A 23,946-nucleotide genomic window follows, 5' to 3' on the forward strand; every position below is an offset into this window, starting at 1 on the left:
TTTAGTTTTGTTTTAAGGTTTTAGATGTAGCTGCCCTTTCGTTATTTACTGGAATATCGTCACAGTGTATTATTTGCTGCGTCATAATTGCTGAGCTATTGGGCCCTATTTTTAGACTATTACGCCCTGTATGAGATTCTTGTTTAGAAATTGAAATGGCAATATCGTCTGTGTTTTTTTGAAAACTGAAGTGCGCTTTAGTATTACATTGATTAAAACTATAATCTTCAAAACCATCATATCCTAATTCCTTGTACTTTGTATTTGAGCCAACTGCTACTGGCAATTTGTAATTGTAGCCATATTGAGCAGACGAATACCTACTCAATGCATCCTTATTCTCCAATTCCATACCGTATGGGCTATATTGGTTTACTTCCGAAGCGAAAGTCCATTTTGTTGTATTGTCTTGAGAGCCGTTTTCTGCAATTAAATTAAAGTCTAATTCCCATTTTAAATTAGTATTATTGTATTTATATAAGGGCCTAAAATTATTAAAGAAACCTGTTTTACGAGGCGTAGGATCCTCACTAGTAAAATTTCTTCCTGTTAAATAAGCGAATGATCGTTTTGCTCTCCAATCTCCTTTAACATTATATAAATATGGATTATAACTTTTGGATTCTGTATCGTAATTAAAAATTAAATTCCCTAGTGTGTCATACTCCATAGTTGGTAAATCACACTCACATTGCGCTTCCCAAACATTATCATATTGTACAGCAGATGCATTTATAATTCTAAAAGTATTCCAAGAATCTTGAAAAAAAGTCTCGTTATTAATATCTATAGTTTCCCCTGTTATACTATGTACTATCGGATTGATCATTGACGTTACAGAAGCCATGTTTGCGCCCTGTAAATTTCTGTGTCCAGACCTAATCACTGTAAAAGATCCTTTACCTATATCTTCAGATGTATATCGTAATCCTCTTTCATCTATTAATATGAAATTTGTTCCATTAACCTCGGCAACCCAAGCTTTAAATTCATTTGAACCTGATTTCACCCATAATTCATCTCCTGCTAATAAATAGTTTTCTGCGCTAAAATTCCCAGACAATCTATAGGCATTTGCTCCTGCATTTTGAAAATCCCATTTTAAATTTAAATTCTTAGCGGCTTGTCCCATACCGTCATAAGCCCAATAAGCAGGGTACATAAAATTATAATACTTGTCTTTATATTCATTAGTTGTTTCTGTTAATAAAACAGCTCCTGTTGCTGCGTCCCATGCTAAATTTTTTGTAGAAACCCTTGCACCCACATCGTAAGCAACCTTCTCCCTTAAAATCCCTGAAGAATGAATGACTTTTGTAGTTACAGCCATTTTTATTTGTGTTTCATGTCTGGAATATCGAGGAAGCGGTGTCGGTACAATAACAAAAACTAAAAATATAGGCAATCCTGCACTATTATACTTTACGCCATAAATTTCGCTAACCGTTTTACTATCTCTATAATCATTAATAACATCGTAATCGACACCTATTAATTTTTTCTCAACTTTACCTTCCGCATCTATGGTTAGTACCGTATTGTCTAGTTTTCCAATATTCGGGTTGTATATATTACTATTTCCTTGATTAGGTAATTGATCATAATTATAATCTACACCAGAAATAAACTCTTCTTGTTCTTCTGCATAAACACGTTGCCTTTTCATCTTTCCATTCATATCATTTGTATGAATACTGTAACCTTGAGATAAGGTTAAATGTTCTCTAACTCTTAACCTCAATAAACTTGATAAAACGTCTGACTTGTCATAATACGTTGTTAAATCTGTATAGTCTGCTATTGTTGGGTAATCAAAAGAGGTATAAAACTCATTAACAACAGCGCCAGTAGCATGTTTTCTAACAACTAAATTTTCTGGCGTATTATCTATATTTTCTGTTCTTTCTCTTTCGATATTTTTAACCGTTACCTTACTATAAGTAACCGCAGGTGAAGGAAAAAAGGACTCTCCCAATGGTTTTTCTACATAATTAGATTCATCTGGGCCTAACAAAAGCCCTGGGTTTTCTTTATCATAAAAAGGTTTAACAAAAGGGTTCTCTTTAGACCCTATAGGCTCATAAGTTGCTACACCAGATGATTCCCCTTTATCTAACTCATAGTTATACTCTTGACCATAAAATTGTTTATAATTAACATCTCCTTCATTATCTGTCATGGCATCCCATTCATCATGCATTTTTATTGTTTTAACTCTATGGCCGCCACCTAATTTTTTACCGTTTGGATTCATCAATCTTATCCATGATTTATCTCTAATAAATCGACGTGCAATTCTACGCTCTTGAAGCTTTCCATTTGGGCTACTAAAAATATTTAATATTGCTGGAATTGAGCCTACAATTTCCATAACCACCCCTTTTAAATCATTAACATCTTCCTCATTAGAAATACTATAAACTTTTCTATTTAAGTATTTCCTACCATAATGCCAACCAGACTTAACAACAGGATTCACTTTACCTCCTAAAACACCTTTACCTCCATTAACCATTTTTACAGGGATTGAGGCATATTGTATTCCATTCGTATCTTTGAATAATCCAAATTCTGATGATTCCATTAATTCTAAATACCCTGTAACAAAATCAAAGTCATTATCGCCCACTTTTTTTCCTGAGGTTTTTCCTCCAGGCTTTGTCATATTTAATAAAAATCTAAAATAAATTACTTCATTCATTAAATTTTTTATGTACTTCTTTTTAAAGTAATCCAGTTCATTTTCAATTTCAGTATTTCCAGAGATAGGTTCATTTAATCTTATGTACAAATGATCTATAGCTCCTCCTGGCTTATATAGCAAATCGTTAAAAAGCTCGGAATTATTTCCTGAAGACAACGCATATTTACCAGCACCAACAACCTTAAACATTTGCATAGCGTCCTTATTCTGAACGTGTTTATAATCATCAGACTCATACTCCAACTCTATTGTCCCCCCCGATGGTAAGTCTATAGACTGTAATGACCAAGCACTTGCATATTCATCTTGTTGGGTATTTTGATTCTGGTTAACATAGGGATATTCAGCATTGGTTAAAGCTGCATCTACACCACAACCAGATTCAAAGTCACTAGGTTTGTAATTCCCCCAGATATCATATCCCTTTAAGTCGTAGTCTGGATTGAAGTCACTATAGTTAAAAACATAAGGCGTATAGGCTCCCATATTCGAATTCCTATAAGTAAAATATACTTTTTTTAACGATAATTTCCCTCCTTCATTAGATAATTCTTCATTTACATTTCCTCCCAAATTATTTTTCACATTTTTACATAATGAATAATCATATATAAAGTGAGCTTCCTTTATAGGCTCTGCATCTTCTCCTTCTGCTTCATATTCTGGCTTTGCGTATAGTGATATTTTATTAAGTTTCCACATTTTAGAACTTGTACTCGCACTGCCTCCACCATTCTCGTCAACCACCCCCAAGGCATCCTTTCGTTCTGTTAAATGAAACTTCGCAATATGTGTTTTAGTCTCAATCTCTTTTATATAGACCAATTCCTTTTCTCCATAAATATAATTTCCTTTATCGTCCTTCGAACTAGACTTAATCCCTTGATTATAATTTGCCTTATTTTTATCGTAAGGCACACGCCATTTGTATAGATTTTGATTTTTGTTTTCATATGTAAATTTTGTGTACGCTCCTAAATCATCATCTGAAGGTCCGTCACCTGTTAAGTCCTCGTAGTCTGAAGATACTACAGATGTTAATAAGTAGCTGTGTGCATACGATGGTGTAGTTATCCTATTAAAATATTGATCTCCATTTCTATTGTTTCCACTAGTATTATCTGCACCTGGAGTATAACTAACTAATCCATTTTTACAATCTCCTTGTCTTCCACTAATATCGAAAGTTACTTCTTTCTTAACGACATTATATGCCGTTAACCCATAAATATAACTTGAACCATCATCTTTTAGAATTCTAACTTCGGAGGTGTGATGATTATGTTTACCCGCCAAAGAATATGGACTAAACTTAGTATTAAACCCATATTTCGCAGCATCTTCTCTGGTTAATTTTTGAATACTCTGGTTTCTTTTTAATCGCTTTGTTCTTTTAATTGGGCTATTAATTGGTATTCTATTATAATTTCCAGGAATATATACGCCATTAGTATTATATTTTTTTTGGTTATAAGCAGGAGAAGCGATTCTAGAAAACTTTTCACCATTAATAACTGTTTTTATAGGGTCATACCCTCCTAATCTAGTATTTAACAAATCTAATTCTTCGTCTACATGAAATCCGCCTATGTTCTTAAAAAAAACATTTTCGTATTCTGGCCTATCGCTTATGTTATTCTCAATAAACTTTGGCAGTGCATTATTCTGTTTTTTCCACCTTCTTGTTTTTCCATTAGATGGCACCACCTCTCCATCAAATCCCCAATGTACACCTACTCCACCTCCTACTTCTACGCTTAATCGTCCGCCATGACTTATATCTTTTGTATAATTATCGTAAACGTGACCTACTTGGCTTTTATAAGCTCTAAACATCCCCGAAACCCCTTGACCTTGTATACTATATAAATCGTAGGTATTATTAGTTATAGGTAATGTCCTTGTAAATTGATTAAATGTTCTATCCTTCTCTCTATTAAAATCTAAGACATCCTCGTCTGAAGCGACAAATGTATTTTCAAAACCAAAAGCTTTCTGCTCCTTATATTTTTCAGATTTCCTAATCCCTTGACTAGTTCTATATCCTGTAAATTTCACCCCTGGTTCTATCCCCATTATTTCACCTTCTAAATTAAGTGTAAAAACATAATTTGAAGACACCATACCTACAGATTTTGTTGGTGTATACGATGCATCTGCGAAAGAAATCGTTCCTCCTAAAGCCCAACTTGCTTCACCGCTCCTAACGGTCTTTTCATTTCTAACTTTTTCGACTTGTTTATTACGAGTCAAACTTATTGCCAACTGTGTAACTCCTTGCCTACTATTATAGGTTGTTCCCAAACTACCAGTTAAAACATTATCTTGATTTGTCACTCCTTTTTTCTTATTATCTAAAGAAACACTTGGAGACACAGAAGTTCCCTCAGACGCAGAAGCACTCATATCCATACCTACAGATAAATTCTGCGCTATTTGGTAACTAAGCCCTCCCGTTAAAGAAAATCCAAGTCCGTTATAATTGTTATATTTTAGGTCCAAACCAACTTGAGCACTACCTGTACCCACATCTCCAGCAGATTCCCCTTCTCCTATTCCAAACCCCGCTGCAAACACATTAAACCTACCTCCAATTGTAACATTATCTTTCATATTGTTCTCATAGAGCATTTTATCACCTTTAAAATCATCTGGAATACCACGTACTTGCCTATTTATTTGCCCGACATTAAGATTCCAACCGAGTCCTACCCAAGAAGCTTCTTGATCCATAGTAACCCCTGAATTATAAGCTAAATTTAAAGGGTAACCTCCCACATCCATAATCGGGATGTTATAGTTAAAATCTCCAGAAGACAAATTTACCATATCACTTGTTCCTATAGGAGTAAACGAATTAAATTCAGGTTGTGATGGGCCACTTGTTAGTGCAAACAAATTTGTTGGCTGAATGATTGTGATCAATAATTGTATAGCCAAATAAGTAGCTAATATCTTTGAAAATTTACTATTCCTAATGTTTTTCATTTAAGTTAATTTTAGAACAGGAGCTATTTAAAATTGAGTTTTAATTTCTTGGAGAACGTAAAAATTTTTCTATTTCCCCTAACCTAGACTCTAGATTTTCAATTTTATTTTTTTGTTTTTTAATTTCTTTTTGCTGTGTTACTTTGGATTCTCTGAGTTTTTCTAACGCTTTTTCTTGGGCTATTGTATACAGTGTCAATTCTTCTATTTTTTGAAGTAATTTAGCATTCATCTCTCCTAACAATAAACCACTATCTTTCACTTCATTAGCACTAGGAATATTATGTAAATGCCCTTCTTTTTTTATATATTTCTCTACGTTATATAGAGTCGGTAGTTTATAGTTTTCTTTAAAAACATAATCTGGCCAAGTTCCTTGTATTTTCACTTTCAATTCTTCACCAATAATTTTACCTGCTACAGCTAACTTATAATCCGTAGGTATTTCATTAGAAAGGACACCTATTCCTATCTTATCTTCTGCTATTATATTTCCATCAACGTAAGTATCTCCTTGTCTAACAACTAATTTATACCCTGCTAAACTTTCACCACCTATTGATAAGTAACTATTAGGGGTAGTCAAGCGTAAATATGTAGAAGTACCATAAGCATGAAAATCAAGCGCTTTCACTTGATCTTTATCATAAATCCTAAAATTTGTGGCACCATCTTCTTGCGCCCACAATCTAAATCTCGCTTTATCTTTTTTATCTTCAATAGTAAATCTCACAGCCGCAACTCCATCACTAGCTTGTTCTGAGGTTAATGATTGAAACCCAAAAAGAGGAGTGTTCACATTGTCTAACCCTATAGCTAAAAGGTGCCCGTCGTTTAAAAATTCTGTCGGAGGGATTGTTAAATCATCATTAAAGTAACCTAATTTACCAGACATAACGCCATTTACCTCCAGCTCATTTACAGGTGGTGCAGATGTCCCAATTCCCATTTTCCCATTAATTGTTACTATATCTGTCTCAAAATCGCCTCCTATTAAAGGCAAACTACTAGCTGTGTTTTCTATATATAATTTATTGCTTCCTTGCTCTTCTTGTCCTGCTCCACTTCCAAGGAATACATTTCCAGAACCTATAAGGTTATTCAAACCAGCAGCATTACCGACCAAAGTATTGTCGGAACCCGATGTGTTTTTTAGTCCTGCTCCTCTACCTATGCTTACATTTCTGGACCCAAAAGCATTAAACACAGCTGATTCTGAACCTATTGACACATTATCGTTTCCTGTTTCATTACTTTGACCTGCAGAAAAACCTAATGCTGTATTACGAATACCACTTACATTAACGAGACCTGAATTAGCTCCTACAAATGTATTTTTTAAACCAATAGTTGTTTTATAACCGGAACGATGACCTAAAAAAGTATTATCACCACCTGTGGTATTAAACGCTCCAGAATTGGCTCCAAAAAAAGCGTTAGTTTTCCCTGAAGTATTTGAAGCGCCTGACAAATATCCAACAAAAGTATTTTCGTTTCCAGTGTTTACCTTACCTGCTTCTACCCCTATAAAAGTACCATACCGAGCAGTGTTTTCTTTCCCTGAATATTTCCCATAAAAACTATTATTGACTCCATTTGTATTATCCCCTGTTTCAACACCATAATAGGTGTTTTGCGACCAAACCCCTAAAGGCAATATTACTAAATGAAAGATTAAGACTGCTTTTCTCATAAATTATTATAATAAGATTGGTGTTTCGTTAAAATTGAATTTTATGTTTCCATTTCCAAACAAGTTATCTTGGTAAATTAATTCAATATTATCGTTTGGTTTTATATTATTAAAGTATAAAAGTGCTCTTTTAAAAGGTGCGACTTTAAAATTTCGCTCAAAATTCACTCCAGAGCATTTTATAGTATCGTTGGAAGAAGTTATTACTGTAAAATCTTTAGCTATAGTAAATGCCATATATTTTACAGCTTCCTCATAACTTTTTTTAGTGTATTCTTCTAAAAGTAAATCTTTTTGATCTTCATGTTGAAATTCTATTTCTATAATACGTTCTCTGTTATTTAGATTATAGATAGAATCCACCACCTCGGGGGTATTTATATTATTCTTTAAAATATAATATTGAAGTGGCACCTCGGTTGCCGTGTAGTTTATAGTTCCTACAAAGGTATTAACTCGTTTAGATTTCCAGCCTTGTTGTTGTAGTTTAAAAAATTTATAATCTTCAAAAGAAGATTTATTTTTCGTATTACAGGAGGCAATAATACATAAAAGAGCAACATACAATGTTAGGGAGCATTTTCTGCGCATATCTTGTTTATTTTTAACAGATAACAACCAACACATTAGGAAGCAAATAAGTTTTCACAGTGCGTTATCTATTGCACAAATATAGAATATTATATTAGTTTACAAAATACGTAGGTCTACGTATTTTAACATAAAATTTCATTTGTATTTCACGGAGCTAGAAATTAAAGCTACCTTTATATAAACACTCCAAATATAAGGCTACAGTAAAATGATTGCAGTTACGCACATGCTCTTATTTAAGAGGTGAACATACGCTTTAATTAACATAAAATATAACCCGTACGCAATATAATTACTAGATCTAAAAACCTACGCTCACTTTAATTCTAGCTTATTTATGAAGTAACCGTTTTAATTTAATATACTACACTATAAATGCTACTAAATCTTCAACCTTAGTTATACATTGAATCTTAATACTGGTTTCTTTTAATGTAATTGTATTGTATTTAGAAATAAAAATAGTAGAAAACCCTAACTTTTCAGCTTCTAAAATACGTTGCTCTACACGTTGTACGGGTCTAATTTCCCCAGATAGGCCAACTTCTGCTGCAAAACAAAAATCACGCTGCAGGGCCACATCTTCATTAGAAGATAAAATAGCAGCAACAACGGCTAGATCTATAGCTGGATCGTCAACAGAAATCCCACCGGTAATATTAAGAAACACATCCTTGGCCCCCAACCTAAAACCAGCTCGTTTTTCTAAAACAGCTAAGAGCATGTTTAATCGCTTAGCATTAAAACCTGTTGCACTACGCTGAGGCGTACCATATACCGCTGTGCTAACTAGCGCTTGCACTTCTACCATTAACGATCGAATCCCTTCTAAAGTCGCCGCAATTGCATTTCCCGACAATTCTTCTTCTTTTTTAGAGATTAAAATCTCACTAGGGTTACTAACTTCTCGTAGGCCAGAACCTTGCATTTCGTAAATCCCTAATTCACTTGTAGATCCAAAACGATTTTTTTGAGCTCTTAATATTCTAAACACATGATTACGATCCCCTTCAAATTGCAATACAGTATCCACCATATGCTCTAAAATTTTTGGCCCTGCGATATGTCCATCTTTAGTAATATGACCAATTAAAATAACAGGTACTCCTGTTTCTTTCGCATATTTTATAAGCTCTGTGGTACACTCTTTTATTTGAGAAATACTTCCGCTAGACGACTCAATATAGTCACTGTGTAAAGTTTGAATAGAATCAATAATAACAATATCTGGCTCTAAAGCCTCGATTTGCTTAAAAATATTTTGTGTTTTTGTTTCTGTAAGAATATAACAACCATCATTATTGGGGTTAATCCGTTCTGCACGCATTTTTATTTGCTTCTGGCTTTCTTCTCCCGAAACATATAACGTTTTATAAGGCAACTTCAAAGAGACTTGAAGCAACAGTGTACTTTTTCCAATCCCTGGTTCCCCTCCCAATAGCGTTAAAGATCCAGGCACAATTCCACCTCCAAGCACTCGATTAAACTCCTTATCTAAGGTATCTAATCGCGCTTCTTGCGTTGAATCGATATCTTTTATTTTCAGAGGTTTAGACGCTCTTTTTAAACCCACAGAAGTCGTTTTCCATTCGTTCTTTTCTGGTTTTTGCAAAAGCTCTTCAACTATAGTATTCCATTCTTTACAAGCGGTACACTGCCCTTGCCATTTAGAATATTGAGTTCCGCAGCCTTGACAAAAAAAAGTCGTTTTTACTTTTGCCATATCCCCCTTTTAAAGTAGTGTTTATTTAAATATTAGTATCCAAAATCCGATTTAATCTGCTCAGAAAGTTCCAAAACCCTATCTTTAGTAATCCCACCAATCTCTTCTAGGATATAAGCAGACTGATAGGTTTTCATAGCTTTTTTCGATTTCCCTGTTTTCTCATAAAAAAGCCCTAAGTAGTAATGGCCTAATAGCGTGTCAGGATACTCTTTTCTTGCTAATTTCCCTAGAGATTCATAATACTCAAAACTTTCATTCTTTTTTATTGCAGCCGCAATAGCTTTAAAATCGTTGATTGAGATTGGTTTATCTATGCCAAACAAATCTTCTATCATATCATATTTTTGAATCAAATAATCTACTGGCGAGCTATCTAAATTAAGAATCGTCTCCTTATATTCCTTCTTAGAAATAGGTTGGAACACGAAAAAAATACTTTCTAAAGCATTAGGAATAGCATGTGCAGGCAACGAATAATGGGATGGCCCATCAAAGTTATCAAAGCTTTTCAATAGATTAATATTGTCTATGGATGAAAGCGCTGTATTTAAACCTTCGGTTTTCTCTTTTATTGGCTTCACATCTTTACTAGATGTCGCCAAATAATAAAAGGTTCTTTCTGTTATAGAGGATAAACGTTTTGATATGAATTCTGTCATATCCGGAGCCAAATCTGGGCTCAAAACGATATAAGACTGAAATAATGGCACTTCTTTTAATAAGAAATAGTTAATAAAATTTGCAGTATGCCCATGACCAACAGCAACTTTAAATTTCTCTGTACGGTATACACTTTCGATATAAGGCATTACCTCCATCCCTATAAACTCAAAAAATTTTGCCCCTTCTTCAATTGGCAGCGAATTTTGTTCGGAATAATACGTATCGAGATCTCGAGTTTCTACTTGATTAACTCCAACAACAATGGCTTCGGGAATATCCTCCCAATAAGAATAATAATCTACATTTCCTGCAACAACTTCAAACAAGTAATCGGCATCAAAAACAAAAATGATAGGATAACTTTTCTCGGTATTATCGTAACCTCTTGGCACTTGTATTTTAAGCTGCCTGGTTTCTCCAAATATAGCGGATTCAAATTCTTTATAAGTAACTTGAGCATCTATTTGTTGTAGTGAAATAATAAAAATAAAAAGGTATAATAATCTTTGCATCGTAGTAGGTTAACTTTAATTTAAGATGCAATGTACAAATTATTTCTTTCTGTTATAAATTGGCAGGTATAAGAGTGACAATCCTCCCAACACAATAACCATTAATGTTTGAGAAGACCACATAATCCAACCAAAAGCAAGGCTTGGCTCTTCTGCTATTCCAAAAATAGAAAAAGCACCAAAAACAGCAACTGGATATGACCCTAAACCACCATTAGTAGCTGCAATACTAAAACTAGCGGCAATAAAACCTATTAAAATAGCACCAAAAGGTATAGGCTGTAAACCAGTTATAGCAAAACTTGTAACATAAAACATAAGAACATACATTACCCAAATAAATAAAGTATGAAAAATGAATGCCCACTTTTTTTTCATTTTAAAAATACTCAAAGCTCCTTCAATTAATCCATTAACAAAGGCTTTAATTTTTAAAGCAATTCGAACTGTACTCTTTTTTATGAAAAACAAAAAAAACACTCCTACAACTATAATTAAAAAAACAGCTAACGCTAGTTTTATAGGGTTCAGTTTTTTAGAAAAAAACTCATAAATAAAATCAAACTGAAGGCACAATGTTATACTTACAATAACTAGCATTACCAATAAATCTGCAATACGTTCTGCCACTATTGTTCCAATGCCTTTTTCAAAAGGAACCCCTTCATAATTTGTTAAAATAGAAGCTCTAGCGACCTCTCCTGCCCTAGGGATAGTATAATTAATCAAATAGGTTGCAAAAACAGCCATAATACTGTTCCCTAATTTAATTTTATACCCCAAAGGCTCCAACATAAACAGCCAACGATAAGCCCTAGACAAATGACTTAAAAGACCAAGCAAAACGCCCAAACCGATATAAAAATAATTAGCAGATTTAAAGTGTCCAATTAAATCCGTTATAGAGATTTTTGATAGCGAAAACCATATCAAAAAAACTCCCAAGAGTATTGGGAGCACAATTTTTAATATTTTCACTAAAGGTTTTAATGCCATTTATTGCAATAAATTTGTATCTTCATTAGGAAATACTAATGAAGGCTTAAACACTTTTGCCTCTTCAATATCCATAAAAGCATATGTAATTAATATAAGCACATCGCCTGGAGAAACTAACCGTGCAGCTGCACCATTAAGTGTTATTTCGCCAGAATTTCTAGGCCCTGGAATAGCATACGTTTCTAAACGTGCACCATTATTATTATTTACAATTTGCACCTTCTCTCCTTGTATAATATTTGCAGCCTCCATTAAATCTTCATCAATAGTAATACTACCAATGTAATTAAGGTCTGCTCCTGTAACTTTTACTCTATGAATCTTAGATTTTACTACTTGTATTTGCATGGGTAAAGATAATTAATTTAGTGCTAAATTGTCTATTAATCTTATCTCATCTGCATAGACAGCGACAAAAGCACGATATTTTTTTGATTTTGTTTTTCGTTTTATTGGTTTTAAGGTCTCAACATCGGCTATTATAAAATACTCTAACTCTAACAACTTATGCTTAGCAAACTGTTTCTCAACCCATTCCGTAACCTCTTTAGCACTTTTTATGCCAAACTTGAATTTGGCAGCTAATAATATCTCATAAATAAAAGGAGCAACCTCCTTATACTCTAACTTTAAGCGTTCATTACGAGAACTCATAGCTAAACCATTAGCTTCTCTATGTATTTTACCCCCTATAACTTTTACAGGAATTTTATAATTCTTAACTAATTTTTTTATAATAGCTAATTGTTGAAAATCTTTTTCACCAAAATAAGCTGTATTAGGACTAATTATTTCGAATAAGCGTTTAACAATAGTCCCTACACCATCAAAATGACCTTTTCGAAACCGACCTTCCATTTCATATTCTAGTCCGTCAAAATTAAAATGCTCTGCTTCAATCTGCTTTCCATAAATAGTTTCAACACTAGGCGCATAGACTATAATATTTTCTGAAACCGTTTTTAATAATGAAACATCTCTATCTAAAGTTCTTGGATATTTATCAAGATCATTAGAATTATCGAATTGAGTCGGGTTCACAAATATACTAACTACAGCTATGTCATTATCTGCCAACGCTAATTCCACCAAAGACAAGTGTCCCTTATGCAACGCCCCCATTGTAGGCACAAAACCAAAGGCTAAACCATTCGCTTTTTGGCCCTTTATATAATTTCTGATTTCTGCATTATCTAAAAAAACTTTCATTTTTAATATAAAATTAACCCTGCAAACTTAATATATTAGCCTCAATCTGCATAAAATTTTGTACTTTTGCGTGTTTTTTATTTAGAATTCTATAACACTTAACTAAACCTAATGGTCGTAATTAAAATTTCTTTTCGAAAAAAAAGGAATGATTTTTGCGTACTTCATTAATAATTAAAATTTCGTATGAAAGATAAAAAGATATTATATGTATCGTCTGAAGTGGTTCCCTATTTACCCGAAACTGAGATTTCCTCAATGTCATTTGAGACTCCTAGAATGGTAAACCAACAAGGTGGACAAATAAGAATTTTTATGCCAAGATATGGCAATATTAATGAAAGAAGACACCAATTACACGAAGTTATTCGCCTATCGGGAATAAATTTAGTTATTAACGATCTTGATATGCCGCTAATTATTAAAGTAGCTTCAATCCCGAAAGAACGTATTCAAGTGTACTTTATTGATAATGACGAATACTTCAAAAGAAAGGCGACTTTAACAGATGAAGAAGGAAAACTATTCCCAGATAACGATGAACGCGCTATATTCTTTGCTAAAGGCGTTATTGAAACTGTAAAAAAATTGAACTGGTCTCCAGATATTATTCATATTCACGGTTGGTTAGCCTCTTTATTGCCATTGTATTTAAAACAATTTTATAAGAACGAGCCTTTATTCAACGAAAGTAAAATAGTAACTTCTATATATGGCCAAAGTTTTGACAACACCTTAAATAAGGATATGATTAACAAAATAGCGTTTGACAATATAGACGCTGAAGCGATAAAAGCACTAGAAAAACCTACATACAGCAATCTAATGAAAGTTGCCGTAGATCATTCAGATGCATTAATTGTTGGATCACGAGAAATCCCTACAGAATTAGAGACTTACTTAAAAGACTCTAAAAAACCTGTTTTAGACTTTAAAGAAAAAGATGAATTTGCAGAAGCATATACCGAATTCTACAATACCAGCGTTCTATAGGAAAACAGCAGCATAAATACATTATGAAAAAGATAACAAATACCATAAAATCACTCACTCTATTAATAGCTATTCTCTTTGTAACTATAGCGTGTGATAAAGATTTCACAAATATAGATAGTGATGTTGAAGGAATTAAAAACTTCGAAACAAATAGCAAAAAATTCCCTGTTATATCTTATTCTCAAAAAATCAGTAGTAATACCGTTGGGGTTCAAACCAATAATTTCCCAAACAATCTTCTTGGGGTTTATCCAGACCCTAATCCTATTTTCGGAACCACGACAACAGGTGTCGTAGCACAAGTTGTTCCGAGTAGCTTTAATCCTGATTTTGGTTTTTCACCAGTTTTAAAATCTGTATACCTAACCATTCCATATTTTACCACATTAAAGGAAACGGATGAAAACGGGAACAGCACATATACGTTTGACTCCATTTTTGGTAACAGAACTAAACCCTTTAAGCTCTCCATCTACCAGAACAATTATCTCTTAAGAGATTCAGACCCTTCAACGAATTTTGAGACATCTCAAGCTTATTATTCAAATCAAGGCGATTTATTTGACTCCCAATTAGGTCAACTCCTATATCAAAATAACCAATACATACCTAGTATTAATGAAATTAGACTGGATAAAAACGGAAACACCCATAATAGTAACAACGAACTCATAGCAAACGAAGATATAACTCAACGCATAGTTCCTTCTCTTAGAATTGACTTAAATGCTGCCGAAGGTCTTCCTGATAATTTTTGGGAAAATTTGATATTTGCTAATCAAAACACTCCTATTTTAAGTAATAAAAATAATTTTACTGATTTTTTTAGAGGACTAACATTCAAAATTGAACCATTAGATAACGATGGGAGTATGCAAATACTAGATTTCTCGAGTTCTATTGCAGGTATTACCTTAAACTATACAAATGACTCAGAAATAGAAGTGGAAGATAGTGAAGATAGTGAAGATAATGATGATGACAGTGACAACACTGAAGACGAAGCCCCTAGTGTCTATGAATTAACTTTTGGAGGCATAAAAATAAACACCATACAAGATGAGTTTGTATTCCCAACTCCTCCAAACAACATAAATGGTGATGATAAATTATACCTAAAAGGAATCAACGGGGTAATGTCGGTAATTGATCTTTTTAACGGTGACAGTGATGGTAATGGCATCCCAGATGAAGAAGATTTTAGACTTAAAAAAGGCAAATGGCTAATTAATGAGGTTAACTTAATCTTTTATGTAGACCAAACCGATAGCGATTCTCAAAAAAATGAACCAGACAGACTGCTTTTATACGACTTAAAAAACAACGTTCCTATTATAGATTACTTTTTAGATGGTAGTACCGACACCTCTGAACCTGTAAATTCTAAAATAAACTATTCTGAAATATTAGAACGCGATAGTAATGGAAAAGGTGTCAAATATAAATTTAGATTAACAGAACACGTAAACAACATACTCATTAGAGATTCTACCAATGTAAAACTAGGTCTTTATATCGCTAATGATGTAAATTTAATAACAAATTCTAAAATAGAAGGAGTCAATAATGACGACGACGATTCTACAATAAACACCTTTCCTGTAACGAGTATTATGTCCCCAAAAAGCACTGTTTTACACGGAAGTAAACCCAACATTCCCGAAGGTCAACGTGTAGAATTTGAAGTCTTTTATACAGAACCTAAAAATTAAATTTTATGTGTGGAATTGTAGGATATATAGGCGAAAGAAATGCTTACCCTGTAATATTAGAAGGATTAAAACGATTAGAATACCGAGGCTATGATAGTGCTGGAGTGGCACTCTATGACGGGCAAGATATTAAACTATCTAAAACAAAAGGCAAGGTAATAGACCTAGAAAAACGAGTCGCTCAAGAAATAGAAACTAGTGGTACCGTAGGTATTGGCCATACAAGATGGGCTACACACGGCATACCTAACGATGTTAATTCCCATCCACACTACTCTAATTCTGGTGATTTAGTTATTATTCATAATGGAATCATTGAAAATTACGAATCTTTAAAACAAGAATTAATAAAGAGAGGGTACATTTTTAAATCTGATACAGATACAGAGGTTTTAATAAATCTAATTGAAGACGTTAAGAAAAATGAAAATGTAAAGTTAGGAAAAGCTGTTCAAATAGCACTAAATCAAGTCATAGGCGCATATGCTATTGCTGTTTTTGACAAAAACAAACCTAATGAAATTGTTGTAGCAAAGTTAGGAAGCCCGCTAGCGATTGGAGTTGGAGAAAATGAGTTTTTTATTGCCAGTGACGCAACCCCCTTTTTAGAATATACAAAAAAAGCCATTTACTTAGAAGACGAAGAAATGGCAATCGTTAGACGTAAAAAGGGCGTAAAAATCAGAAAAATAAAGAGTGACTCCCTTGTAGCTCCTTACGTTCAAGAACTTCAAATGAATCTAGAGCAAATTGTAAAAGGCGGGTATGAGCATTTTATGCTAAAAGAAATACACGAACAACCTAACGCAATAAAAGATACGTACAGAGGACGACTTATAGCTAAGCAAGGCCTTATTAAAATGGCTGGAATTGATGATAATATCGAAAAATTCTTAAATGCTAATAGAATAATAATCATCGCCTGTGGTACGTCTTGGCACGCTGGATTGGTTGCAGAGTATTTATTCGAGGATTTAGCAAGAATACCTGTTGAAGTAGAATACGCTTCAGAATTTAGATATAGAAACCCTGTAATAACAGAAAAGGATGTCGTTATTGCTATTTCTCAATCTGGCGAAACAGCAGACACGCTTGCTGCAATAAAATTAGCAAAATCTAAAGGAGCTTTTGTTTTTGGAGTTTGTAATGTTGTAGGATCCTCTATCGCAAGAGAAACGCATGCTGGGGCATACACACATGCTGGTCCAGAGATTGGAGTTGCTTCAACTAAAGCTTTTACTACACAAATAACAGTATTAACTTTAATCGCATTACAGCTAGCCAAAGAAAAAGGACATATTTCTAAATCTAAATTCCATTTACATTTACAAGAATTAGAATTAATACCAAGTAAAGTCGAACAAGCCTTAAAATCTGATGCGCACATTAAAGCAGTAGCAGAAATATATAAAAATGCAAAAAACTGTCTTTACCTTGGAAGAGGCTTTAATTTCCCAGTGGCTTTAGAAGGCGCTTTAAAACTAAAAGAAATCTCATATATACATGCTGAAGGCTATCCTGCAGCAGAAATGAAACACGGCCCAATAGCCTTAATCGATGAGCAAATGCCCGTTTTTGTTATCGCTACTAAAAAAGGGCATTACGAAAAGGTTGTTAGCAATATACAAGAAATAAAATCTCGAAAAGGGAAAATAATTGGAATTGTAACCGAAGGTGATGAAGATGTGAAAAATTTGGCAGATCACATTATAGAAGTTCCTGAAACACTGGAGGTATTAACACCACTTCTTACAACTATACCCTTACAATTACTTTCTTACCACATTGCTGTACTGCTAAACAAAAACGTTGATCAGCCTAGAAATTTAGCTAAATCAGTAACCGTAGAATAAATAAGCATTGCTTTTTGTAATTACAAAAACAATCATTTCATAAAACTCTATAAAAATCCGCTAGATAACTCTAAATATTTAGCGGATTCTTCTCTATTTTACGTTTTTTTATTATGCATGCATAATTTTGTTAACTTTTTTTTAAGATCTCACTAAAAAACGTATATTGGTCTCTCCAATTTAATTAAAGAAACAAATGAGAAGAGTCTTATCAATTTTATTGTTGCTATTTTGTGCTGTAACTTATGCCCAAACAACAATTACTGGAACTGTTGTCGATGACAACAGTCAACCTATTCCAGGAGCGAATGTTATAGCTGTTGGCACATCCTCAGGAACTATAAGTGATTTTGATGGTCAGTTTACCCTAACTGTAAGTCAAGCCCCTCCTTTTAAACTACAAGCGAGTAGTATTGGTTTTTCTACAGAATCTATAGAGGTTACAGAAAACAATCAAAACTTAAATTTTATTTTAAAAGAAGGAAGCATCCTTGATGAAGTCGTTATATCCGCCTCAAGAACTCCTGAGCGTATTTTTGAATCTCCCGTAACCGTTGAACGTTTTGGTCTTAAAGAAATTAAAAATACCGCTTCTGCAGACTTTTATGATGGTTTAGAAAATCTTAAAGGTGTCGATGTTAACACGAATAGTTTAACCTTTAAATCGATCAATACGCGTGGTTTTGCAACCTTTGCAAACACACGTTTTATGCAATTGGTAGATGGCATGGATAACTCTACTCCAGCACTTAATTTCCCAATAGGAAATCTGGTAGGTATGATAGAAACCGACGTTCAAAGTGTAGAGCTTTTACCAGGAGCATCTTCTGCTTTATATGGTGCCAATGCCTTTAACGGAATTCTATTTATGAGAAGTAAAAACCCTTTTGAACACGAAGGTGTTAGTGGTTACATAAAAAGAGGCATCACTTCACAAGAAGAGTCAGGAGATAACGCTTATACTGATTTAGGAATTAGGATGGCTCATAAATTCTCAGACCATTTTGCTGCTAAAGTAAACTTCGGCTATTTAAAAGGAACAGATTGGGCTGCTACCAGCGAAGTTGATAAAAATAGAGTTGGAGGCACAAGAGCAAATAATACCAATTATGATGGTATTAATGTTTATGGAGATGAAGTATCTACAAATATTAGATCTGCTTCTGGTTTAGGTATAATACCAGATGTTGTGGTAAGCAGAACAGGTTACAATGAACGAGATCTAACCGAATATAACGCAGAAAGTATTAAAGCAGATTGGGGGCTTTACTTGCGTCCAATAAAAGACAATAGTCTAGAAATATCTTATGTTGGTAAAGTAGGAACAGGAACAACTATCTACCAAGGAACTAACAGATACAATATTGACAACTTCTTCCAACAACAGCATAAAATAGAAGTTAAAAATGACAATTTTTTCATTAGAGCTTATGAAGTTGCAGACAAAGCAGGAGACTCTTATGACATGGTTTTTTCTGGAATTAATATAAATAGAGCGTGGAAAAGTGATACTGAATGGTTTGGCGATTACATCGCTAAGTTTGCTGAAATCAATTTAAGTGGTAACCCTTTAGGTTTAACAGAGGAGCAAAAACATGCTGAAGCTAGATCTGCTGCAGATACTGGAAGGTACTTACCAGGCTCTCCAGAATTTAAAGCAGCTTTTAACAAAAGCATCAACGATCCTGACTTGTCTAAGGGCTCAAAATTTCAAGATGCTTCCAAGTATTTCCATAGTGATGGTAATTACAACTTTAGTCATTTAATTGAATTTGCAGAAATCCAAGTTGGAGGGTCTTACAGACAATACAATTTAAATTCTGGCGGAACTATTTATACCGATGGTGATGCTCCAATTAGATACTCTGAAGCTGGTGGTTATGCACAAATCCAAAAGAATCTAGAATTATCTGGCGATAAGGAACTAAAAATTACGTTATCGGGACGATATGACAAATCAGAATTATTCGATGGTTTTGTATCTCCTAGACTTTCTGCTGGTTTGACACTAAATAGAGATCATAATATTAGAGCTTCAGTTCAAACTGGTTTTAGAAATCCAACCACACAAGATTTATTTATTGGCTTAGATGCAGGTAGTGCTATCTTAGTAGGTTCTGCGCCAAGTAACTTGGACAGATACACCAGAACCTTCCCTATTAGTGTAGAGGCTCAAAACACCTTAGGACAAGAAAGCACTGTAACACAGACAGGAGCAGACGCATATAATAACTCTTATTCTATTGCAGCCCTACAGTCTTTTGCTGAAACAGGAAACCCTGCTGTTCTTGCTGAACCTTCAGCTATAGCCAATCCTGATATAGTAAAACCTGAAAAAGTAACATCTGTAGAAATAGGCTATAGAGGAAAATTCAATAAAATTATTATAGACTTTAGTACATATTACAACAAATACGAAGATTTTATTGCTCAAGAAGTAGTCGCATCACCATACTATGGAACTGTTGGAGATAACACACTATCGGTTGCTGCTATTGCTAATGGTGATTTCCAAGCGTATAGTGCTTATACTAATTCTGATGCTGATGTAAACTCTTACGGCGCTTCTTTAGGCCTGTCTACCAAGGTATTTAATAATTTTGATCTTGGAGGGAGTTACACCTTTACTAAACAAGATTTTGATCAAGCAGCTAATCCTGGATTTCAAACGAGCTTTAACACCCCTGAGCATAAATTTAAAGCGACATTTGGTAAGACAGATTTATTTAAAAATTTCGGGTTTAACATCGCCTATAGGTTTAGTGACGATTACTTTTGGGAAGCAACATTTGGTAGTGGCGTTGTCCCAGAATTCCATACTGTAGATGCACAAATAAATTACAGAGTGCCAGCAATGAAAACAACGATAAAAGCTGGCGCTACTAACCTTACTGGGAAAGAATATTTTACAGCTTTTGGAACTGGTTTTATAGGGTCTCAATATTACATTTCATTAACAATTAACAATCTTTAATAATGAAAAATATAAAATACATATACTTACTAGCTATTGCTTTGGGGCTTACAGCATGTAACGACGAGGAAGATTTTATAGAATCTGAGCCCGTTATAACATTCCCAACATTAACAACAGGTGATGCTGATTTTTCAAAATTTGTTTCTTTAGGAAACTCCTTAACAGCTGGTTTTTCAGATGGTGCTTTATATAAAGTCTCGCAAGAAAACTCTATGCCAGCAATACTTGCACAACAGTTTGCTTTAGTTGGTGGCGGTAGTTTTATACAACCGCTAATGAATGATAATATTGGAGGACTTCTAGCTGGTGGTACGGAAATCCCAGATTTTGGTCCAAGGTTAGTATTTGATGGTTCTGGTCCAGCACCGCTTTCAAGTGTAATAGGCCCAGTATCCCCAACAACCGATATCGTTTTAAATAATCCTACAGGTCCTTTTAATAATATGGGAGTTCCTGGTGCAAAGAGTTTTCATTTATTAGCACCAGGTTATGGCAATATAGCTGGTATTTCTACAAGTCCAGCTACAGCAAACCCTTACTTTGTAAGAATGGCTAGTTCATCTGCCACTTCTGTTTTAGCAGATGCAGCAGCACAATCACCAACATTTTTCTCATTATGGATAGGGAACAATGATGTATTAGGTTACGCATTATCTGGAGGAGAAAGTAATACAGCTGCAACTAATTATGATCCTATTACACCACAAGAAACATTCGATTTATCATACAGTACATTAGTATCTACATTGGCAAATGGAGAAACTAAAGGTATTGTTGCTAATATCCCTTATGTTACTTCCATACCGCATTTTACAACAGTTCCTCATAATCCTTTAGAGCCTTCAGATCCAAATTTTGGTCCACAAATTGCAACATTAAACAATGTATTTAGCCAAATTAATCAAATATACGCTGCCTTAGGAGAACATGAACGTGCTATCGTTTTTTCAGAAACAGAAGCTAGTCCTGTAATAATTAGAGATGAATCTTTAATAGACATTTCTGCTCAAATTACAGGGGCTCTTAATGCCAACCCTGGTTTTATTGCCTTTATTGAGCAGTTTGGTTTACCGCCACAAGCCGCTCCGTTAGTTGCCAACTTTCTAGGAATGTCTTATGGCCAATCCAGACAAGCAACAGCTAATGACCTACTGGTATTACCAAGTTCAAACATCATAGGAACAACCAATAATGCTTCTGTAGAGGCATTAGTTGCACAAGGATTCCCTGAAACATTGGCTGCACAATTTTCTGTTGAAGGCGTTTCTTTTCCGTTGCAAGATAAATGGGTATTAATTCCTAATGAGCAAGATGAGATCAGAATTGCTACAGATGCATTTAATCAAACAATTGATAATACAAGAACAGATGCAGGTTTAGCGCTTTTAGATGCAAATGCTTTAATGCTAAGATTGGCTAGTGGCGGATTTCCTTCTGATAATTACATCTTAACTTCAGACTTAGTAACAGGTGGTGCATTTTCTTTAGATGGGGTTCACCCAACATCAAAAGGATATGCTTTAATAGCTAATGAAATGCTAAAAGCAATAGATGCGACATACAATTCTAACTTCGAAGCTTCTGGTAATTTAGTAGATATAGCTAATTATAACACAAACTATTCTCCTCTATTACAATAAGAAGACACGATAATATTTACAAAAAGAGGCCTTCAAAACGAAGGCCTTTTTTTATGTATAAAAAATGCTTCGAAACAACTTTATTTTTAAATTAAAACGACTATCTTTGCACGCGAAAACAAATGACGTTTTCAATCAATTAAACAGCATAATATTAAATAGATAAGTAATGTCAAAAGTTACAGGTAAAGTTGCACAAATAGTAGGTCCAGTTATCGATGTTGAATTCGGAGCAGGCGCTGAACTTCCAAAAATTTACGATTCATTAGAAATTAAAAGACCTGATGGTTCTACCTTAGTACTAGAAGTACAGTCTCACATTGGTGAAGATACCGTGCGTACTATTGCAATGGACTCATCTGATGGTTTAAGTAGAGGAACAGAAGTTAACGCTACTGGTGCTCCAATACAAATGCCTATAGGTGGAGATGTTTATGGACGTCTATTTAATGTAATTGGTGATGCCATTGATGGTTTAGGTGATTTACCTAAATCTGGTAATGCTGGTCTTCCTATTCATAGAAATGCGCCTAAATTTGAAGAATTATCAACCTCTACAGAAGTTTTATTTACAGGTATTAAAGTAATCGATTTAATTGAGCCTTATGCAAAAGGAGGTAAGATTGGATTATTTGGAGGTGCTGGAGTAGGTAAAACAGTATTAATCCAGGAGTTAATTAATAATATTGCAAAAGGACATGGTGGTCTTTCTGTATTTGCAGGTGTAGGAGAAAGAACACGTGAAGGAAATGATTTACTTCGTGAAATGTTAGAGTCTGGAATTATCAAATATGGTGATGACTTTATGCACTCTATGGAAGAAGGCGGTTGGGATCTTCAAAAAGTAGATAAAAGCATAATGAAAGAATCTAAAGCTACTTTCGTATTTGGTCAAATGAATGAACCACCTGGAGCACGTGCTCGTGTTGCCTTATCTGGATTAACAATTGCTGAGTATTTCCGTGATGGTGCTGGAGATGGCCAAGGAAAAGATGTCTTATTTTTCGTAGATAACATTTTCCGTTTTACACAAGCTGGTTCTGAGGTATCTGCATTACTTGGACGTATGCCTTCTGCCGTAGGTTACCAACCTACATTAGCAACAGAAATGGGAGCTATGCAAGAGCGTATTACATCAACTAAAAAAGGATCTATTACCTCTGTACAAGCAGTATATGTACCTGCAGATGATTTAACAGATCCTGCACCAGCAACAACCTTTGCACACTTAGATGCTACAACAGTATTATCGCGTAAAATTGCTGAGCTAGGGATATATCCTGCAGTAGATCCATTGGATTCTACATCTCGAATTCTTACAGCAGATATTTTAGGAGACGAACACTATAACTGTGCACAGAGAGTAAAAGAGTTATTACAACGTTATAAGGAATTACAAGATATTATTGCCATTTTAGGTATGGAAGAATTATCTGAAGAAGATAAAATGGCTGTAGGTAGAGCTAGACGTGTACAACGTTTCCTATCTCAACCGTTCCACGTGGCAGAACAATTTACTGGTATTCCTGGAGTATTGGTAGACATAAAAGAAACAATTAAAGGATTTAATATGATTATGGATGGTGAACTAGATCACTTACCAGAAGCAGCTTTTAACCTTAAAGGTTCTATTGAAGAGGCTATTGAGTCTGGAGAGAAAATGTTAGCTGAAGCTTAAAA

14 protein-coding genes are annotated in these 23,946 nt (G+C 34.2%); 6 read left to right on the forward strand and 8 right to left on the reverse strand.

What is annotated here, in order from left to right:
- Position 1: 1 nt before the first annotated feature.
- From AC2D8I_RS10485 to panC, 8 genes are all read right to left on the reverse strand, one after another.
- Positions 2 to 5,692 carry a hypothetical protein gene (locus AC2D8I_RS10485; RefSeq protein ID WP_484705961.1) on the reverse strand — a complete coding sequence of 1,897 codons (5,691 nt, stop codon included), beginning with the start codon at positions 5,690 to 5,692 and terminating at the stop codon, positions 2 to 4.
- A 40-nt stretch (positions 5,693 to 5,732) separates the two neighbouring features.
- Positions 5,733 to 7,385, reverse strand: a complete 1,653-nt coding sequence (locus AC2D8I_RS10490; protein ID WP_484705962.1) for a hypothetical protein — start codon at positions 7,383 to 7,385, stop codon at positions 5,733 to 5,735.
- Between the two features lie 6 nt (positions 7,386 to 7,391).
- Positions 7,392 to 7,976 carry a hypothetical protein gene (locus AC2D8I_RS10495; protein ID WP_484705963.1) on the reverse strand — a complete coding sequence of 195 codons (585 nt, stop codon included), beginning with the start codon at positions 7,974 to 7,976 and terminating at the stop codon, positions 7,392 to 7,394.
- A 367-nt stretch (positions 7,977 to 8,343) separates the two neighbouring features.
- On the reverse strand, positions 8,344 to 9,702 hold the full coding sequence (gene radA / locus AC2D8I_RS10500) for a DNA repair protein RadA (protein ID WP_484705964.1): 1,359 nt from the start codon (positions 9,700 to 9,702) through the stop codon (positions 8,344 to 8,346).
- A gap of 32 nt (positions 9,703 to 9,734) precedes the next feature.
- Positions 9,735 to 10,880: an alpha/beta hydrolase gene (locus AC2D8I_RS10505; RefSeq protein ID WP_484705965.1), complete on the reverse strand. Its 1,146-nt coding sequence runs from the start codon at positions 10,878 to 10,880 to the stop codon at positions 9,735 to 9,737.
- Between the two features lie 39 nt (positions 10,881 to 10,919).
- Positions 10,920 to 11,876, reverse strand: a complete 957-nt coding sequence (locus AC2D8I_RS10510) for a lysylphosphatidylglycerol synthase transmembrane domain-containing protein (RefSeq protein WP_484705966.1) — start codon at positions 11,874 to 11,876, stop codon at positions 10,920 to 10,922.
- Positions 11,877 to 12,227, reverse strand: coding sequence for an aspartate 1-decarboxylase (panD, locus tag AC2D8I_RS10515; RefSeq protein ID WP_484705967.1), 351 nt, complete (start codon positions 12,225 to 12,227; stop codon positions 11,877 to 11,879).
- A 12-nt stretch (positions 12,228 to 12,239) separates the two neighbouring features.
- Positions 12,240 to 13,088: a pantoate--beta-alanine ligase gene (panC, locus tag AC2D8I_RS10520; protein ID WP_484705968.1), complete on the reverse strand. Its 849-nt coding sequence runs from the start codon at positions 13,086 to 13,088 to the stop codon at positions 12,240 to 12,242.
- Positions 13,089 to 13,274: 186 nt separating this feature from the next.
- Between panC and AC2D8I_RS10525 the strand changes: the two genes are divergently transcribed.
- From AC2D8I_RS10525 to atpD, 6 genes are all read left to right on the forward strand, one after another.
- Positions 13,275 to 14,081 carry a glycogen/starch synthase gene (locus AC2D8I_RS10525; RefSeq protein WP_484705969.1) on the forward strand — a complete coding sequence of 269 codons (807 nt, stop codon included), beginning with the start codon at positions 13,275 to 13,277 and terminating at the stop codon, positions 14,079 to 14,081.
- A 23-nt stretch (positions 14,082 to 14,104) separates the two neighbouring features.
- Positions 14,105 to 15,796 (forward strand): BamH family beta-barrel-assembly machinery protein, encoded by a 1,692-nt coding sequence (bamH, locus tag AC2D8I_RS10530; protein ID WP_484705970.1) that lies wholly within the window; start codon positions 14,105 to 14,107, stop codon positions 15,794 to 15,796.
- A 5-nt stretch (positions 15,797 to 15,801) separates the two neighbouring features.
- The gene (gene glmS, locus AC2D8I_RS10535; RefSeq protein WP_484705971.1) at positions 15,802 to 17,649 is read left to right on the forward strand and encodes a glutamine--fructose-6-phosphate transaminase (isomerizing); all 1,848 of its coding nucleotides are present in this window, start codon (positions 15,802 to 15,804) and stop codon (positions 17,647 to 17,649) included.
- Between the two features lie 196 nt (positions 17,650 to 17,845).
- Entirely contained in the window at positions 17,846 to 20,623 is a 2,778-nt protein-coding gene (locus AC2D8I_RS10540) for a TonB-dependent receptor (protein ID WP_484705972.1), read from the forward strand.
- A 2-nt stretch (positions 20,624 to 20,625) separates the two neighbouring features.
- Positions 20,626 to 22,266, forward strand: coding sequence for an SGNH/GDSL hydrolase family protein (locus tag AC2D8I_RS10545; protein ID WP_484705973.1), 1,641 nt, complete (start codon positions 20,626 to 20,628; stop codon positions 22,264 to 22,266).
- A 169-nt stretch (positions 22,267 to 22,435) separates the two neighbouring features.
- On the forward strand, positions 22,436 to 23,944 hold the full coding sequence (atpD, locus tag AC2D8I_RS10550; protein ID WP_484705974.1) for a F0F1 ATP synthase subunit beta: 1,509 nt from the start codon (positions 22,436 to 22,438) through the stop codon (positions 23,942 to 23,944).
- Positions 23,945 to 23,946 lie beyond the last annotated feature (2 nt).

The organism is Lacinutrix sp. YIN62, assembly GCF_057219185.1.

Bases quoted from the DNA above. Each gene is read 5' to 3' on its own strand.
- AC2D8I_RS10485 (WP_484705961.1), bottom strand. From the start codon at position 5,692: ATGAAAAACATTAGGAATAGTAAATTTTCAAAGATATTAGCTACTTAT.
- AC2D8I_RS10490 (WP_484705962.1), bottom strand. From the start codon at position 7,385: ATGAGAAAAGCAGTCTTAATCTTTCATTTAGTAATATTGCCTTTAGGG.
- AC2D8I_RS10495 (WP_484705963.1), bottom strand. From the start codon at position 7,976: ATGCGCAGAAAATGCTCCCTAACATTGTATGTTGCTCTTTTATGTATT.
- radA (WP_484705964.1), bottom strand. From the start codon at position 9,702: ATGGCAAAAGTAAAAACGACTTTTTTTTGTCAAGGCTGCGGAACTCAA.
- AC2D8I_RS10505 (WP_484705965.1), bottom strand. From the start codon at position 10,880: ATGCAAAGATTATTATACCTTTTTATTTTTATTATTTCACTACAACAA.
- AC2D8I_RS10510 (WP_484705966.1), bottom strand. From the start codon at position 11,876: ATGGCATTAAAACCTTTAGTGAAAATATTAAAAATTGTGCTCCCAATA.
- panD (WP_484705967.1), bottom strand. From the start codon at position 12,227: ATGCAAATACAAGTAGTAAAATCTAAGATTCATAGAGTAAAAGTTACA.
- panC (WP_484705968.1), bottom strand. From the start codon at position 13,088: ATGAAAGTTTTTTTAGATAATGCAGAAATCAGAAATTATATAAAGGGC.
- AC2D8I_RS10525 (WP_484705969.1), top strand. From the start codon at position 13,275: ATGAAAGATAAAAAGATATTATATGTATCGTCTGAAGTGGTTCCCTAT.
- bamH (WP_484705970.1), top strand. From the start codon at position 14,105: ATGAAAAAGATAACAAATACCATAAAATCACTCACTCTATTAATAGCT.
- glmS (WP_484705971.1), top strand. From the start codon at position 15,802: ATGTGTGGAATTGTAGGATATATAGGCGAAAGAAATGCTTACCCTGTA.
- AC2D8I_RS10540 (WP_484705972.1), top strand. From the start codon at position 17,846: ATGAGAAGAGTCTTATCAATTTTATTGTTGCTATTTTGTGCTGTAACT.
- AC2D8I_RS10545 (WP_484705973.1), top strand. From the start codon at position 20,626: ATGAAAAATATAAAATACATATACTTACTAGCTATTGCTTTGGGGCTT.
- atpD (WP_484705974.1), top strand. From the start codon at position 22,436: ATGTCAAAAGTTACAGGTAAAGTTGCACAAATAGTAGGTCCAGTTATC.